This is a genomic window from Stutzerimonas sp. (assembly GCF_982611455.1).
Map to the genome: position 1 here is coordinate 1 of NZ_CEXBBO010000056.1, position 15,444 is coordinate 15,444.

The following is a 15,444-nucleotide window of genomic DNA, read 5'->3' on the forward strand; positions in this document are numbered from 1 at the left end:
CCAAGCGGCGTGACTCACACCAAAGAGCCTTCGGAATTCCCGGGGCGGTTCATTCCATTCAGGAAACTTGAGGGTGAACGCGGCGAGGAAGATCACTGCAAACAGCCCGTACAACGCGGCAATCGCTTGCCCGCGCCCGACGCCAATCAAGGGGAAGGACTTGTACCAGGAGACGTAGCAGAAGGCGAAGGTCACGCCCGCCAGCATCAGCCAGCCGATGGCTGCCCAGTTAAATGTCGCGACGACCAGTTCCACTACGGGTTGATCGGTGAACAGGTAGATTGCCGGCAGAATCAGCGCTACCCAATAGAAGACTTCCGCGGTGAATCGCACGGTAATGCCCACATCTGGATCAGCCACATCCAGCCCGCGGCCAGCGATAGCGCCCTCGATACCCCAGCCCAACGCAGCCATAGCGCCACCGAGATAGCCAAGCCAGCCGGCGTCGCCGGTGCCAGTAAGCTCACCGATAATGCCGGGGGCATATACGGTCACACCGCCTGCCAGAATAATGAAGATACCCAGCGCGGCGCGCCGAGTGATCTTCTCCTGATACCAGAGCCTGGCCAGTGTGGCGCCTATGATCGGGTACATCAGCGCCGAAATCGCAGCAAACGCGCCACCGATATAACCCATCGCCAGATACGAGCCAAAGATGGCCATCGGGCCGCCAAATATCGCGCCAATGAAGAACCATTTGGATATGTAACGCATCTGCCTGATGGTGCGGACGTATTCGCCCCATTTACCCAACACCCCGTTCCAGACAAACAGGAAGAACAGCACGGCAATTGCATTAAAGGTGGTCAGCACTGCCGCTGCCAGGAGGAACTCGGCATTGGTGTCGTAGCTTAGGTCGACATAGGGAGCCTCGAACCAGACTGCCGAACCTGGCACGTACCAGGCGCCCCAGAGCACGGCGCACCACAGGGCCCACATGAACCCCCAGCGGATGCTGCTGGAGGTAAAACGCGAGCGCGCCTGACTGAGAGTTGGTTGGCTAGGGCTTGGCTGACTCATGCGCTCTCCTTTGCCGGCTGGGATTGCTTGTCATGGAGAAACGCTTCCAGCGAATCGTCCATGGCATCCATCCAGGGCGTGTGGTGCACGGGCGCCAGGGTGCCGGTCAGCGTCGAGCGGTAGCTCTTGTTGCGGTAACCGAGGATGTCCGCTTCCTTGTGGTGCTCCCACTCCTTGAAGATATCGGCGACGGCAGTCACGTCAAACGCTGGGTAGTCGGTGGGTTCAAGCAGATCGAGTATGTAGGCTGCCTGAAAGTCGATCGCCTCGAAGGGATCGGCCACCTGTTCCTCGCGAGCTACCCATTCATTGCTGTCGGCCGCCATGGCAGCACTTTCCGGCAGCTTGATGCGACCAAGCATCAGGTCGCGGGCATACCAGGCCTGGGCGTCGAACATGTTGAAGGTGTAGTACTGATCCTGCATGCCGAGAAACATCAGCTTCGGATTCGCCAGGGAAACGATGCCCTTGTACAGACCCTCGGGGTAAAGCCGGTTGTGCGTGGTCAGCGTCAGCTCGTTGGGCAGGAACGGGAAGTGATGCTGATACCCGGTGCACAGGATGATCGCGTCGACGTCCTTGCTGGTGCCGTCCTTGAAGTGGGCGGTCTTGCCAACCACTTCGGTCAGCAGCGGCACTTCGGCGAAGGATTCCGGCCAGTCAAAGCCCATCGGCTTCGAACGGAAGCTGAACGTGACCGATTTGGCACCATACTTGTGGCACTGAGTGCCGATGTCTTCTGCGGAGTAACTGCTGCCGATCAGCAGCAGATCCTTGCCCTGGAATTCGCATGCGTCGCGGAAATCATGGGCATGCAGCACGCGGCCAGGAAACTTTTCCAGACCTTCAAAGTAAGGCGCATTGGGGGTCGAAAAGTGGCCGGTGGCGACGATCACATGATCGAACTCTTCGGTGCTCAGTTCGTCCTGCTTGAGATCGCGCACCGTGACCGCGAACTTGCCGGTGGCTTCGTCATGGGCTACCCAGTGCACCGCAGTGTTGAAACGGATGTACTGGCGCACGTTGCTCTTGGCAACGCGACCCATGATGTAATCACGCAGTACCGCGCGCGGCGGGTAGGAAGGGATTGGACGGCCAAAATGTTCTTCGAAGCTGTAATCGGCGAACTCGAGGCATTCCTTGGGACCGTTTGACCAGAGGTAGCGGTACATGCTGCCGTGGACCGGCTCGCCATAGGCATCCAACCCAGTGCGCCAGGTGTAGTTCCACAGACCACCCCAATCGCTCTGTTTTTCATAGCAGACAATCTCGGGGATTTCAGCACCGTCGCGGCGGGCTGCTTCGAAAGCGCGTAGTTGGGCCAGGCCGCTCGGGCCGGCGCCTAGAATGGCAACTCTAAAGCTCATAATGACTCCTGTTTACAGGCGATACGTCGTACACCAGGCGAGAGCGGCCAGGCGACGATTGAAAGCGGATAAGAGCGCAGCTCGAACCGGAAACGGTCCAGCCGTGAGGCTCCGCAGTGAGGCGCACTAACGTCGGGGTTAACCGATGGCGCTATGTGATGAAGGCAGCATCTGTCGATAAAAACAGAGGGCCTAGGGCGAGCGGGTCGCCGATTTGAAAAAGCGAGATGTCGAGAAAACGCTGGAGGGAAGCGCTCGAACTGGTCAAGCAGAAGAAAACTACCTGGTAACTCGTATTCCAAGGGCGGCACGTTAACACATCTAGGATGTCCGCGTTTTTGGGTGCTGCTGGAACCAGTCTGGATCAGAGCGAATCGGCCCGGATCGCCCGGTACAATGCCGCATTTGCTGCACCGTCCCGGAACCCCGCCTATGTTCACCCTCACCCACCTGGACACCCCGCCGCCGGAATTGATGAAAAGCCAGCAAGTAGCTTGGAAGTCGCGCGTAGCAAGGTAGCTGGCAGAAACGCGTGGAAAAGGCTCCGCCGTTTTCCACCCTACAAAATTCGTTTGGAAGACATATGTGTCTGAGGTCGAGCTCGTCGGCGGCGCCCGAAAGCGCCGCCGCGAGGTTTACGCTGAGAGTTTCTGGCTAAAAATATCCGCTGGCTTGCCAATGTCGACCCGGTCCGCGTTCATCACCTTGTCCCAGGCTTTGACGAAGTCGTGCACGAACTTCTCGTTGCCGTCGACCATGCCATACACCTCAGCCTGTGCACGTAGCTCCGATTGCGCGCCGAAGATCAGGTCCACGCGGGTGGCGGCCCAGGTCGGCTGGCGGGTTTTGCGGTCGAGGCCCTGGAAGCGATTCTTGTGCTCGGTCGCGACCCATTCGTTTTTCATGTCCAGCAGGTTGATGAAGAAGTCGTTCGACAGCGTGCCCACGCGGCTGGTGAAGACGCCTTCCTGACCACCGTCCGCGTTGGTGCCCAGCACCCGCATGCCGCCAACCAGTACGGTCATTTCCGGCGCGCTGAGGCGAAGCAGGTGCGCCTTGTCGACGAGCGCTTCCTCGGGCGCCATGAAATGGGCCTCGTAGTAATGATTGCGGAAGCCGTCCGCGACCGGACGCAGCGCTTCGAACGACTGGGCATCGGTCCACTCCTCCAGCGCATCCATGCGTCCTGGTGTGAAAGGTACCTTGACGGTAACCCCGCCCTCCTGCGCTGCTTTCTCGATCGCAGCGCAGCCGGCCAGCACGATCAGGTCCGCCATGGACACCTTCTTGCCGCCGGTGGCCGACCCATTGAACTCGTTCTGGATGTCGGTCAGTTTCGGCAGCACGCGGGCCAGCAAGGCGGGGTTGTTCTCCTGCCAATCCTTTTGCGGCGCGAAGCGGATGCGAGCGCCATTGGCGCCGCCACGCTTGTCCGAGCCGCGGTAGGTCGATGCCGAAGCCCAGGCGACCGACACCAGGTCAGAGACCGAAAAGCCCATGCCCAGCAGTTTCTGCTTGAGCGAGGCGATGTCCGCGTCGTCGATCTTCGAGTGATCGCATTCTGGAATCGGATCCTGCCAGATCAGCGTTTCCTGAGGCACGAGCGGCCCGAGGTAACGGCCGATGGGGCCCATGTCGCGGTGGGTCAGCTTGAACCACGCGCGGGCGAACGCATCGGCGAACTCCTCAGGGTTTTCCAGAAAGTGGCGCGAGATCGGTTCGTAGATCGGGTCGAAGCGCAGCGCCAAGTCCGAGGTCAACATGGTCGGCTTGCGCTTCTTGTTGGGGTCGAAGGGATCAGGAATGATCTCCCCGACGTTTTTGGCTTCCCACTGATAGGCGCCGGCTGGGCTCTTGGTCAGCTCCCACTCGAAGTTGAACAGGTTTTCGAAGAAGTAGTTCGACCACTTAGTCGGGGTCTGGCTCCAGATGACTTCCAGGCCGGAGGTGATGGCGTCGGCGCCTATCCCGGTCTGGAATTTGCTGCGCCAACCCAGCCCCTGGTCTTCGATGACTGCGCCTTCCGGCTCCGGCCCCATCAGCGAGGGATCACCCGCGCCATGAGTCTTGCCGAAGGTGTGGCCGCCGGCGATCAGTGCCACGGTTTCGTAATCGTTCATCGCCATGCGGGCAAAGGTCTCGCGAATGTCGATGGCCGAGGCTTTCGGGTCCGGGTTGGCGTTGGGGCCTTCCGGGTTCACGTAGATCAAACCCATCTGTACGGCGCCGAGGCCCGGATGCAATTGGCGTTCGCCGCTGTAGCGCTCATCGCCCAGCCAGGTGCCTTCGGGGCCCCAATACAACTCTTCCGGCTCCCAGGTATCGGCGCGCCCGCCGCCGAAGCCGAACGTCTTGAAGCCCATGGATTCCAGCGCCACGTTGCCGGTGAGCACGAACAGGTCAGCCCACGATAGCTGGCGACCGTACTTTTGTTTGATCGGCCATAGCAGGCGCCGAGCTTTATCCAGCGTGGCATTGTCCGGCCAGCTATTGAGCGGCGCGAAACGCTGCTGGCCACCGCCGGCGCCGCCCCGACCGTCAGTGATGCGGTAGGTACCGGCACTGTGCCAGGCCATGCGGATGAACAGGCCGCCGTAGTGACCGAAGTCCGCTGGCCACCAGTCCTGCGAATCCGTCATCACGGCGTGCAGGTCGGCAATCACCGCGTCGAGATCGAGCGACTTGAACTCGGCTGCATAATCGAAATCGCCGCCGTATGGATTGGAGCGCGGCGAGTGCTGGTTGAGTGACGTGAGGCTCAATGCTTCCGGCCACCAGTCACGATTGCCGGGGCGTTTGCGGGGTGCACCGGCGCCATGACCGAGCGGGCATCCACCGCCAGTATTTTCTCCAGACTCAGCGCTCATGTTCTGTTCCTCTCGTGGTTGTGGTTATCGCGGTCAGGCGCCGCTTTAGAACCGTAGCACTCAGGTCATGGCAGAACAAAAACGACAAAGCGCCTTTCGATGCGTCAGGAGCCGCTAGTTGACGCTCCAAACGCAGCATTCAAGCGGGGTCGAGCCTTAAACCCAGGCTGGAGCCGGTCAAAAAATAAAGGCATCGTATTTCGCTATTGCCTCGATAGGCTTTTACTAATTCATGTCACGTATTCGTTGTCACAGGTCGTGCGAGCCTGACTGCAGCGACATGTTTGGAAAGATTGATAAATTCCTTGGCGCTTTACGTTGTCTTCCTCCCGCGCCGGGCGCGGGCGCATCAGCCCGAACGCCGATGGTCACGAATGTGGCATTCGCTTGGTACTTGTCGCCAGTACAATGCGGCCTTTGCCGCACTGCTCGGAGCCTCCTCGTCTATGTTCACCCTCACGCACCTGAACACTCCACCGCCGGAATCGATGAAAAGCCAGGTGCTGCAAATGGTGGTGGACTACCTCAGCGACATTAGTCCGGTATCGCTCCCGCCCAGCAACCCGTTGTATCAGCTGTATCAGTACGTGGTGGGTCTGGAGGTGCATCGCTATCTGGACAGCATGAACGACGCGCAGGTGGGCAAACCTGAACTGATCATGGCGCTGGATGCTGACGACCCAGCAAGCCTGCTCGGCTTCGCGCTCTACCTACCCTACGTGGATGATCGTGAAGCCTGCTCGCTGCTGTACCTGGCGGTGCAGGAAAGCCATCGCCGACAGGGCATTGGCCGCGCCATGGTCGATGCGATGGCGGCGCGGTATCCGCATGCGGCAGTGGCATGCGTTGCCAGCAAGGTTCCCTACTTCGAGGCACTAGGTTTTTATCCTCTGGCGGCTCGTGGTCCGCAAGTGGTGATGAATACCCGGGGCCAGCCGTCCAGCGGTGTCCTGGCGGTGCAGGACCTGGAGCCGATCTTCCATTCCCAGGAAGTCCGTCAGATTCACAGTTACCTGGTGAAGCAACACGGAGCTGAAGCAATGAGCGAGGCAGAGAAAGCGCGGGATCGCCTGCTCGATGACATGGCGCAGCAGGCACAACATCTGATCCAGACGAGTTCGACCGCCAAACGTTTGCATTGATACGTTTTCGGGAAGCGCTGCGGAATCGACGGTGAACTGAGTTACTGGAGGTCGCTTATTAAATGCAGGCGTACTGCCCGATCAAGCAGGAAGGCCGGCTCCAAGATGTCATAGCATCGCACCGCTTAATAGCGCACTTGTATGGGGTGCAAGGGGGTGTAACGTCGAGCATTCATCCGCGAATGGAAATGTGGCGTGAAATAGCGTGCGCCCTTACGCGACGTATCATGTCTTTACACAAGCGAATATCGCGTTCCCAGAGATTCCACCCCAAGGAATGATCTTCTGGTAATCGTGCTCGAGCACCTGGACGTCGAAGTACGGCTGCAGCAGATCAGACAGTTCGCTGAAGCTCACGGCCACCATGGGGTGCTCGTCGTGCCATACCAGGCTTTCGCCGCCGGTGGTTTTCTCGATGCGCAGCTTGAGTGACTGCCGTTCGCCAGTGCCTGAGTAGTGCCAACCGGAGCTGAAGGTGAACACGCCGTCAGCGTCTTTAGCGGTGTGTGACACGAACGAATCGTTGTCGATGGTGTGCTTATCGACGGCGTTGAAACAGAACAGCCCACCTGGCGCCAGCGCGCTGTGCACACTAGCGATACAGGCTTGCAACCGCTCGACGCTGGCGCTGTAGTGGATGGAATAGAGAAAACAGGTGATCAGGTCGACCGGCTGACTTAGGCTGAAACCACACATGTCCTGCTGGAAGAACCGAGCTTCTGGGCAGCGAATGGCTGCTCTGTCCAGCATGGGCTGGTTGATGTCGAGCCCACTGCTTTCAAAGCCTGCGTCGATGAAGTGCCGCACATGCGGTCCGGTGCCACAGGCTAGGTCCAAATGCCTGTTTCCAGCGTTACCGAACAGCTGCTGAAGCCTTTGAACACAGTGGCTTTGCGCGCTGTAATCGATATCGGCACACATGAGATCGTAGTAACCCGACAAGTCGGTATAAAGCGCATTGCCGGGCATGATGACCTGAGATTTAAGCGTAGCGTGTTGGCGGGCGCGCATCATATCTCAAGCTCGCTACCGAGAAATGGCCATGTGCAACGGTGCGCAGTCACTAAGACGGTGGCAGATCATTTGGCCCCGTACATTCGGCCTGAAAGCTCCGCCACTCATCCTCAGCGTGGCAATCAATCACTCATCTAAAATCTCCACCTCGACCAGCTTCGCCAGTAGCGTCAGGGACTCTTGCCAGCCGAGGTAGCAGGCTTCGGCTGGAATTGCGTCCGGGACGCCTGCCTGGATGATGTTCAGTTCGGTGCCGCAGGAAACCTGGATGAGCGTCACCGTCACCTCCATGGTGCCCGGTAAGCCCGGATCATCGAATGTGTCTTCGTAGCGGATTCGCTGGTTTTCCTGCAACTCAAGATACTGGCCACCGAAGCTGTGGGTCTCACCCGTAGAGAAATTGGTAAAGGACATCCTGTAGCGGCCACCCACACGCGCATCGATCTCGTGAACTTTGCCAGTGAAGCCATTCGGCGGCAGCCATTTGGCTTTGGCGTCCGGGTCCAGAAACGCGCGGTAGAGGCGATCGGGCGTGGTTCGCAAGACGCGGTGAAGGCGGATCGTGCTGGGCATGGCGTTCTCCTTTGGTTGCGGGTTTGCCTTGATGGCTCTGATAGTCGAACGAAGGAGAACAAATTCGACGCCACGCTTACTTTTTTACGCGTACCCCGTATCTGTGAGCGGCCCATCCCGAGCACCAAGCGATATGCCCGCATCGGCCTGGCGCCCTTCGATGTTCTGCACAGGCCCCCGCTACGACCGCGCCGAAGGTCTATCACCAACGATAAGGTCCGTCAGGCATTTCCTGATCAACATTGATCAATTGCGGTCAAGCCGTCTCGTTCGAGCCGGAGAGCGAGTGGAGGCACAAATGTTCCATGGTGGCGGCCCAGGCTTGCATGCGATCCGCTTCGAGCTGCACCAGCATGGCGTAGCGGCGTCCGCCCCATACCGAAAGATGAAGCGCTTCCAGTGTCGCAGCAGTCGGGCGCACCGGCAGATCGGTCGCCACGTCGATGATTCGGTGCCAGGCGCCCAACAGGTCGTCATAGGCCCGACGCTGGTGTTTGGGCTCGGCCACCAGTGTTTCCAGTTCGAGCATATCCGGGTGGAACCACGGCAGCTGCGGCTCGACCCCGGCAAGCGAACTACCAGATGCTGTTGCGCCCGTTGTTCATCACCTCGTTCATGCTGGCCGATTTCCTCGACGACAACGCGTTCTTCGGTGCCCGGCAGATCCTGATGTCCAGCGCCTCAAGCAAGACGGCATACGGCACGGCGTTCTGCCTGCAGGACAATCCGGCCGTGCAGCTGATCGGCCTGACCTCTCCCGGCAACACCGAGTTCGTGCAAAGCCTGGGCTGCTATAGCCAGGCGCTCGGCTACGATCAGCTCGGCTCGCTCGACCCGAGCGTACCCACCCTGTACGTGGATTTCTCCGGCAGCACCAGCCTTCGACGTCAGGTCCATGCGCACTTCAAGGACGCGCTGGTTTATGACTGCTATGCCGGATCGGCGCAGAACCAGGACTATGCCGAGCCCGACCAAGCGTTGTCGGGCCCGCAGCCACAACCCTATTTCGCCCCCTACCAGATCAAGAAACGCAACGCCGACTGGGGCGCCGCCGAGGTGACACGCCGCTTCAACGAGGCGCAACTGGCATTTATCGCTCGGGTAAGCGATACGCAGCAGCCTTGGATGCAGGTGAACGAGCACGCCGGACTTGAAGTGGCACAGTCGCTGGCCGAATCCTTGATCAAAGGTGATATCAACCCGCTGGAGGGCCACGCGGTGATGCTCGACTGAGCACTCATCGCCGCTGCATAGGTAACGCCAGCCAAACGCCGCAGGCCGCTACGGCTGGCATGTAACGAGCAAGCCGCTAGCCTGACTATCTGACTCACTCTGGGGGACGACGATGACAGGCGACGAAATCACTGATTGTTACCGAGGCTACATCGCCTGTTTGAACAGCCGTAACTGGCCGGAGCTGGGGCGTTTCGTCCATGACGAAGTGCACTACAACGGCAAACTCGTCGGGCTGGGTGGCTATCGCCAGATGCTCGAAGGTGACGTTCAAGCGATTCCCGATCTGCAATTCAATATCGGGCTGCTCATCGCCGAGCCGCCCCATATGGCGGCACAGCTGCGGTTCGCTTGCACGCCCATCGGGGAGTTGTTCGGCTATGCGGTGAACGGGAAGCGGGTGGCCTTTACCGAAAACGTGTTCTACGAATTCGGCGAGGGAAAGATCCGAAGCGTCTGGTCAGTAATCGACAAGACCGCGGTTGGCGATCAGCTCTGATTGCGCGACGGCCAGCCGCTAGCGGGCCATAAACGTTGATTCAGATTGGCTACCGCTGCCGCCGGCGCGACGTGCTTCTTGGCTGCAGCTGGTCCAGCGCAGTGGAGTTCTGCCTTGCCCAGTCGTAGATCATTTCGATGGGCTGGACCATGAGCTGGCCCAGCGGCGACAGCGCGTAGCTCACCGCGGGCGGTATCGAATCGAGCGTGTGGCGTTCGATCACACCGATGCCGATCTGAGCCGTCCGATCGAGGTGGTGACGGATATGTCGAAGAGCCGAAAGCTCGGGTTCCTTGATTACCAAGCGAGTGACGACGCGTTCTTCAGGGTGTTCTCGACATTGCGTGAAAACAAACTCATCCCCTGATCGGAGCCAGCCGCCTCGATCCAGCTAACGACAGGGCTGTCCCGTATACTCGCGCGTTTTCCGCGCGAGTCCTCCCTTGTGAGCAACAAACGATACGCCTGCATCGGCTTGAGCAACCCGAAATCGCCTTCGAATGTGGGCGCAATCATGCGCGCGGCTGGGTGCTACGGCGCCGCGTCGGTGTTCTACACCGGCACACGCTACGACCGCGCCAAGGATTTCATCACCGATACCAAGAAGGTCCATCAGGGCATTCCGCTGATCAACATCGACGACCTGCGCAAGATCCTGCCGCTCGGCTGCATACCAGTGGCGGTGGAGCTGGTCGAGGGCGCCCGCGCCCTGCCCCAATACACACATCCGGATCGTGCACTGTATATTTTCGGCGCCGAGGATGGGTCACTGAGCAAGGAGATCCGGGATTGGTGCGAGGACGTGGTGTACATCCCCACCAACGGCTGCATGAACCTGGCGGCAACCGTGAACGTGGTGCTCTATGACCGTCTGGCCAAGGGCAATAGCACGCGCTCTGGCCCCCAGTTCTGATCATCGCTGGCGTCACGACGATGTTTCTACTCGGCTAGCGCGGTAGCTTCACCCAACCTTTGCTACGACTACACCTCTTCACGTTATCAAACAGGCCGATCAGATATGGCGCTCGACCCTCTAACCATGTTGACCCTCACCGTCGCCCTCGCGCTGGCTGCGGCGCTGTGTCTGGCTACCGAGTGGCAGACCGTTCGTGAGTCTTCTTTGCTGTTCTGGAGCGCGGGCTTTGCCTTGATCAGCGTGGGCTCGACGCTTGCCTTGCTTCGCGTAAACGGCCTGCTGCTGATCGGCATCTGGTTCGCCAACGGCCTGTTGGTAACGGCGCACTGGCTTTTTCTATTAGGCGTTGCGCGCTTTACGGAAAGACGTCTATCGCGCGCCTGGTATTTGATCTTCGTGGCCTGGTTCGCGCTGCTGTTACTGCCAGGCGAACAGCCGTGGTCGAAGGTCATTCTGCTGCTCAATTCGTTTTTGGTTGCGCTGCTGGCGCTCAAGGCTAGCCTGCTGCTGCGCCCGCTTGGTAAATCACTGGGTGCCGGAGCGGCGCAGCTGCGCTATGTGCTGCTGGGGCATAGCCTGTTTTACTTCGCCAAGATGGTACCGGCGCTCGTTCCGGGCACGCTGATAGACCTTGCCGTCTTCGGGGGCAGGATTATCCAGATTTCCCTGGTCGAAGGGGTGATGGCGATCATGCTGATTGCACTGTCGATGACCGGTACCGTGCGCTACCGCCGAGAAAAACGGATAGAGCGGCTGGCCGCACGGGACCCATTGACCGCCATGTATAACCGGCGCGCCCTCGAGGCGCGGGCGCCACGTCTGCTGAACGAGGTCTCCCCCACCTGTCCGGGTGCTCTGCTGCTGATCGATATCGATAATTTCAAGCTGGTCAACGATCTGCACGGGCATGCGGCGGGCGACCGATTGCTGGTTGCATTGGGCGAGATGATTCGTCTGGTACTGCCCGCAGGCGCGGTAGCGGCCCGGCTGGGCGGCGATGAATTCGTGATTTTGTTGCGGGACGCGTCCCAGGAGCGAATCGTGAGTTTGGGCGACATGCTGCGCAAACAATTCCATGAAACTGCCGTTCAGAGCTTCACCACACCCGAGCCGGTCACCCTGAGCATCGGCGTCAGCATTTTCGATCAGCCTCCAGCCAGCCTGGCGGCGTTGATCGAGCAAGGCGATGTCGCGCTCTATGAATCCAAGCGTGGCGGGCGAAACAGTATGCGTTTGGTTGATCGAACCCTGGCAAACCAAGCCGTGCAAGGGCTGTGATCCGCAACAGCTGCGCGCCGCGACGGCGGTCAATGGGAATACGGCTGTCGAAGCGAAATAGGGAAGTAGCCTGAAAGCGACGCGTGGAAAACGCTCGCTCGGCATCAAGTTGCGCGCAAAGCCGGAGCCGGGCACTGCGCTCAGGCCCATCAAGGAATGCCCAGGCAAGGTTTACTTCGGTTATTCCAGCACCGGGCCATGGTCGTCATTGCTCCTGGAAGTTCCGGGCTTGATGAGTAACAGCAACGGCATGACCACCAGCGACAACAGCATCAGCAGTTTGAAATCGTCGATATAGGCGATCCAGCTGGCTTGTTGACTGATCATGCCGTCCAGCGTCGCCCTGCCACTGGCGGTCAGCGGGTCGAGGAAACTGCTCATTGGCCAGGCGCTAAACAGTCGGTTGAATGGCGTTACGTAAGCGCCAATTTCCGCGTGATTGATCTGGGTGTTTTGCGCCAGCAACACGGTCACGATTGAAATACCGACGCTGGAGCCGACGTTCCGCGACAAACTGTATAAACCTGTGCCGTCCGCTCTTAACGAGGCGGGCAACGTGGCGAACGCAATGGTCGATAACGGCACAAACAATAATCCCAGGCTGGCGCCCTGAATAAACCCTACATAAACGATGGTTTGCATCGACACATCGGGCGTCCAGCCCGTCATCAACCACATCGAGCCTGCCGAAAGCGCCAAGCCATAAAACAACAACCAGCGGGTATCTACCTTGCCCATCAAACGCCCAGCCAAGTACATGGCCAGCATCGTGCCGATGCCGCGCGGCCCCAGGGCCATGCCGGCTTTCAGCACCGGATAACCCATCAGGTTTTGCAGGTAAGGGGTCATCAGTGCCAGCGAGGCGAGATAAGTGATGCCGATGATGAAAATGAACACCAGGCTCAGGGTGAAGTTGCGGTCTCGGAACAGTTTGAGGCTTATGAACGGGTCTTTGGCGGTAAAGGTATGGACTAAAAATATGTAGATGGCCGATAGCGCGACGACAGCTTCTATCAGAATTTCCAGGGACGAAAGCCAGCCCAATTGCTCGCCCCGGTCGAGAAACAACTGTACGGCCAGAATCGCTACGCTGAGAGAACCAAACCCAAGCCAGTCCAAGCGCGAATTCTTTTGTACAGGCGTTTCGGTCACGTAACGGATGATGCCTACCAGCGCTAACAGACCGATGGGTACGTTGATGAAAAACACCCAGCGCCAACTCAGGTTTTCGGTTAGCCAGCCGCCTAAGATCGGGCCCAGAACCGGCCCGACCATGACGGACACGCCGAACAGGGCCATGGCGGAACCACGCTCTTTTAGCGAATAGATATCCAGCAGTATCCCCTGTGAAAGCGGCACTAGCGCCGCGCCTGCCAGCCCTTGAAGCAATCGGAACGCGATGATTTCACCCAGCGACTGGGCAATGCCGCAGAGCACGGACGCCACCACAAAACCGACGATGGCCCAAAGCAGCACCGTTTTGCGTCCGAAGCGACGAGCGAGGAACGCCGAGGGCGGCGTCATGATCGCCGCAGCCACGATGTAAGAGGTCAATACCCAGTTGATCTGCTCGGAACTGGCTGACACGCTGCCCTGCATATAGGGCAGCGCGACGTTGGCAATGGTGGTATCCAGCGCCTGCATGATCACCGCCAGCACGACGCAGGCGGTAATCATCGCCCGCTGCGTGGAGGGTGCCATGACGGTATTGCTGTCACTCATGTGCCTGTGCCTTTGCGGCAAACAGCGTAGCGATGAAGTCCGGCAAGCCTCGCGCCTGGCCGGTATCCACATCCGCTTCGACGCTCATGCCGTGACGCAATGGCGGTTTACCGTCGGTGTCGTCGATGCGAATCCGAACCGGGATACGTTGCACGACCTTCACCCAGTTACCGGTAGTGTTTTGCGCGGGGAGCAGGGAGAAGCTCGAACCGGAAGCGGGGCTGATGCTTTCTACCGTACCGTGCCAAGTGACACCCGGGTAGGCGTCAACAGTGATGCTTACGGGTTGGCCAGCGCGCATGTGGGTCAGTTCAGTTTCTTTCGGCGATGCTGCGACCCACAGGTGCTCGCTTGAGACCAGACTGAAACCTGATTGGGGCGGCTGCAAATAGGCGCCTGCTGCAAGCGAGTCGACGTTCGTAACAACTCCTGCGAACGGCGCGACTACCACAGAGCTGTTCAAGTTGCGCTGCGCCTCATCAACCCTGGCCTGCGCCTGTTGGTAAGCCGGTTGCTGTTCCAGCGGTGAATCGATATCACTCCCCAGCTGCGCCAGCGTTGCCTGGGCCTGGGCTTTCGCAACGGCAACCCTTTGCTGGATGGTTACCAAATTATGGCGGGCGTCGTCGTATTGGGTTTGTGAAACAGCGGAGACGCTGACCAACTTCTCCAGACGTGCCAGATTCTTCTGGTAATAGGGAATTTCCGCCTGTGCCTGATTAATCTCGGCCTGAGCCTGCAGGTAACTGGCTTTGAGATTCATGATCTGGTTACGCACTTCTCCGAGCTGTGCTCTGGCGTTATCGAGAGCGATCTGAAAAGGCTCGGGGCGCAATCTGAACAACACCTGCCCCTTGCTTACCTGTTGGTTGTCGGTGACTTCAACGGACTCGACAATGCCTGCCACGTCGGTGGAAACACCCACGTGGTCAGCCTGGATGTAGGCATTGTCGGTCGACACAACCTGACCGCCGAACACATAGAGAAAACCAAACGCCACCAGAACGACCGGCAGTAACAGGAACAAGCCAGTACGCAGGCGCTGGCGCGATGCGGTGGGTGGTTCCGGGGGCAGAGCACCACTGGGAATGTCGCGGACTTCATCAGTGCCGGGCATCGCATTGGTCGGTGAAGACTGGTTTTCCAGTGGGGTTGGTTTGCGCACCTCGACGTGCTCGGCCTGGTGCGACGGCACGCGAATATCAGGCTTCAACATCTTTAGGCTCCTCATCCTCAACAGATTTGCCGCTGGCATCCAGTAGGTTCTGGCGCATGCGGTCGAGCGATTGCTGCAGTTGCTGATATTCCTGTTCCGAGAAACCGGCCATCGCTTCCTGACGTGTCTGTTCGCCCAGCTTGCGCATCAGCAACAGCATGGGATGGGCGCTAGGAGTGAGGAACAGCAAGGTCATGCGCCGGTCAGTCGGGTGACTGCGGCGCTCGATCAAGTCGCGTTGTTCCATTTTGTCCAGCAAGCGCACCAAGGTGATCGACTCGATTTCCAACAGGTCAGCCAGACCCTTCTGATGGATGCCTTCGTTGTGCGAGAGCATGGAAAGAACCTGCCACTGAGAGCGGGTCAACCCCAATTGCCGCGCCCGCTGCTCAAAGCGTTTGCGCATGAGTCGCGCCACGTCGTGCAGGACAAAACCTATCGTTTGGACCGTCATTGCACCCACCTGAAAAAAACATAAGCACGCTTATGATAATCAGGCTTATTGAATGTTTGCTACATATTTTCCAGCGACCGCTGCATTCGTTAGGGAAACTCTGAAGAAGACTTCCAGATTTTGGCAAAATACCCGGATTCCAC

General features: G+C 59.0%; 15 protein-coding genes and 1 pseudogene. 6 read left to right on the plus strand and 10 right to left on the minus strand.

Going from position 1 to position 15,444, the window contains the following annotated elements:
- The 3 genes from AC2LD7_RS20830 to katG form a co-directional block, all read right to left on the minus strand.
- Positions 1-1,020 (minus strand): hypothetical protein (locus AC2LD7_RS20830; RefSeq protein WP_484599547.1); only part of this gene is annotated, 1,020 nt, incomplete at its 3' end.
- Entirely contained in the window at positions 1,017-2,387 is a 1,371-nt protein-coding gene (locus AC2LD7_RS20835) for an NAD(P)-binding domain-containing protein (RefSeq protein WP_484599548.1), read from the minus strand. The genes AC2LD7_RS20835 and AC2LD7_RS20830, both read right to left, overlap by 4 nt.
- A 635-nt stretch (positions 2,388-3,022) precedes the next feature.
- Positions 3,023-5,254: a catalase/peroxidase HPI gene (gene katG, locus AC2LD7_RS20840; protein WP_484599549.1), complete on the minus strand. Its 2,232-nt coding sequence runs from the start codon at positions 5,252-5,254 to the stop codon at positions 3,023-3,025.
- A gap of 446 nt (positions 5,255-5,700) precedes the next feature.
- Between katG and AC2LD7_RS20845 the strand changes: the two genes are divergently transcribed.
- Positions 5,701-6,396, plus strand: coding sequence for a GNAT family N-acetyltransferase (locus tag AC2LD7_RS20845; protein WP_484599550.1), 696 nt, complete (start codon positions 5,701-5,703; stop codon positions 6,394-6,396).
- 225 nt (positions 6,397-6,621) lie between these two features.
- Here AC2LD7_RS20845 and AC2LD7_RS20850 read toward each other — a convergent pair whose 3' ends face one another.
- From AC2LD7_RS20850 to AC2LD7_RS20860, 3 genes are all read right to left on the minus strand, one after another.
- On the minus strand, positions 6,622-7,365 hold the full coding sequence (locus tag AC2LD7_RS20850; RefSeq protein WP_484599561.1) for a class I SAM-dependent DNA methyltransferase: 744 nt from the start codon (positions 7,363-7,365) through the stop codon (positions 6,622-6,624).
- 171 nt (positions 7,366-7,536) lie between these two features.
- The gene (locus AC2LD7_RS20855) at positions 7,537-7,983 is read right to left on the minus strand and encodes an SRPBCC family protein (protein ID WP_484599551.1); all 447 of its coding nucleotides are present in this window, start codon (positions 7,981-7,983) and stop codon (positions 7,537-7,539) included.
- Between the two features lie 256 nt (positions 7,984-8,239).
- Positions 8,240-8,512: a hypothetical protein gene (locus AC2LD7_RS20860; protein ID WP_484599552.1), complete on the minus strand. Its 273-nt coding sequence runs from the start codon at positions 8,510-8,512 to the stop codon at positions 8,240-8,242.
- A 53-nt stretch (positions 8,513-8,565) separates the two neighbouring features.
- On the opposite strand from AC2LD7_RS20860, the gene AC2LD7_RS20865 reads away from it, so the two are divergent.
- Both AC2LD7_RS20865 and AC2LD7_RS20870 read left to right on the plus strand, forming a co-directional pair.
- Complete coding sequence (locus AC2LD7_RS20865; RefSeq protein WP_484599553.1) at positions 8,566-9,216, plus strand: DUF2855 family protein; 651 nt, start codon at positions 8,566-8,568, stop codon at positions 9,214-9,216.
- Positions 9,217-9,328: 112 nt separating this feature from the next.
- A complete protein-coding gene (locus AC2LD7_RS20870) occupies positions 9,329-9,715 on the plus strand; it encodes an ester cyclase (RefSeq protein WP_484599554.1) in 387 nt (128 codons plus the stop codon).
- 49 nt (positions 9,716-9,764) lie between these two features.
- Here AC2LD7_RS20870 and AC2LD7_RS20875 read toward each other — a convergent pair whose 3' ends face one another.
- Positions 9,765-9,938 (minus strand): winged helix-turn-helix transcriptional regulator, encoded by a 174-nt coding sequence (locus AC2LD7_RS20875; protein WP_484599555.1) that lies wholly within the window; start codon positions 9,936-9,938, stop codon positions 9,765-9,767.
- On the opposite strand from AC2LD7_RS20875, the pseudogene AC2LD7_RS20880 reads away from it, so the two are divergent.
- From AC2LD7_RS20880 to AC2LD7_RS20890, 3 genes and pseudogenes are all read left to right on the plus strand, one after another.
- Positions 9,936-10,082 (plus strand): annotated as a pseudogene (locus tag AC2LD7_RS20880) (NAD-dependent dehydratase); the annotation flags it as partial. The gene AC2LD7_RS20875 and the pseudogene AC2LD7_RS20880 overlap by 3 nt on opposite strands.
- 78 nt (positions 10,083-10,160) lie before the next feature.
- On the plus strand, positions 10,161-10,628 hold the full coding sequence (locus AC2LD7_RS20885) for an RNA methyltransferase (RefSeq protein WP_484599556.1): 468 nt from the start codon (positions 10,161-10,163) through the stop codon (positions 10,626-10,628).
- Between the two features lie 105 nt (positions 10,629-10,733).
- Complete coding sequence (locus AC2LD7_RS20890; protein ID WP_484599557.1) at positions 10,734-11,909, plus strand: GGDEF domain-containing protein; 1,176 nt, start codon at positions 10,734-10,736, stop codon at positions 11,907-11,909.
- 180 nt (positions 11,910-12,089) lie between these two features.
- Here the strand turns inward: AC2LD7_RS20890 and AC2LD7_RS20895 are convergent, their stop codons facing one another.
- Genes AC2LD7_RS20895 through AC2LD7_RS20905 form a run of 3 tightly spaced genes read right to left on the minus strand, consistent with a single transcriptional unit; the run spans position 12,090 to position 15,301 of the window.
- On the minus strand, positions 12,090-13,631 hold the full coding sequence (locus AC2LD7_RS20895; RefSeq protein WP_484599558.1) for a DHA2 family efflux MFS transporter permease subunit: 1,542 nt from the start codon (positions 13,629-13,631) through the stop codon (positions 12,090-12,092).
- The gene (locus AC2LD7_RS20900; protein WP_484599559.1) at positions 13,624-14,847 is read right to left on the minus strand and encodes an HlyD family secretion protein; all 1,224 of its coding nucleotides are present in this window, start codon (positions 14,845-14,847) and stop codon (positions 13,624-13,626) included. The genes AC2LD7_RS20895 and AC2LD7_RS20900 overlap by 8 nt, the downstream gene beginning before the upstream one ends.
- Positions 14,834-15,301, minus strand: a complete 468-nt coding sequence (locus tag AC2LD7_RS20905) for a MarR family winged helix-turn-helix transcriptional regulator (RefSeq protein ID WP_484599560.1) — start codon at positions 15,299-15,301, stop codon at positions 14,834-14,836. Before AC2LD7_RS20905 ends, AC2LD7_RS20900 begins: the two co-directional genes overlap by 14 nt.
- Between the last annotated feature and the right edge of the window lie 143 nt (positions 15,302-15,444).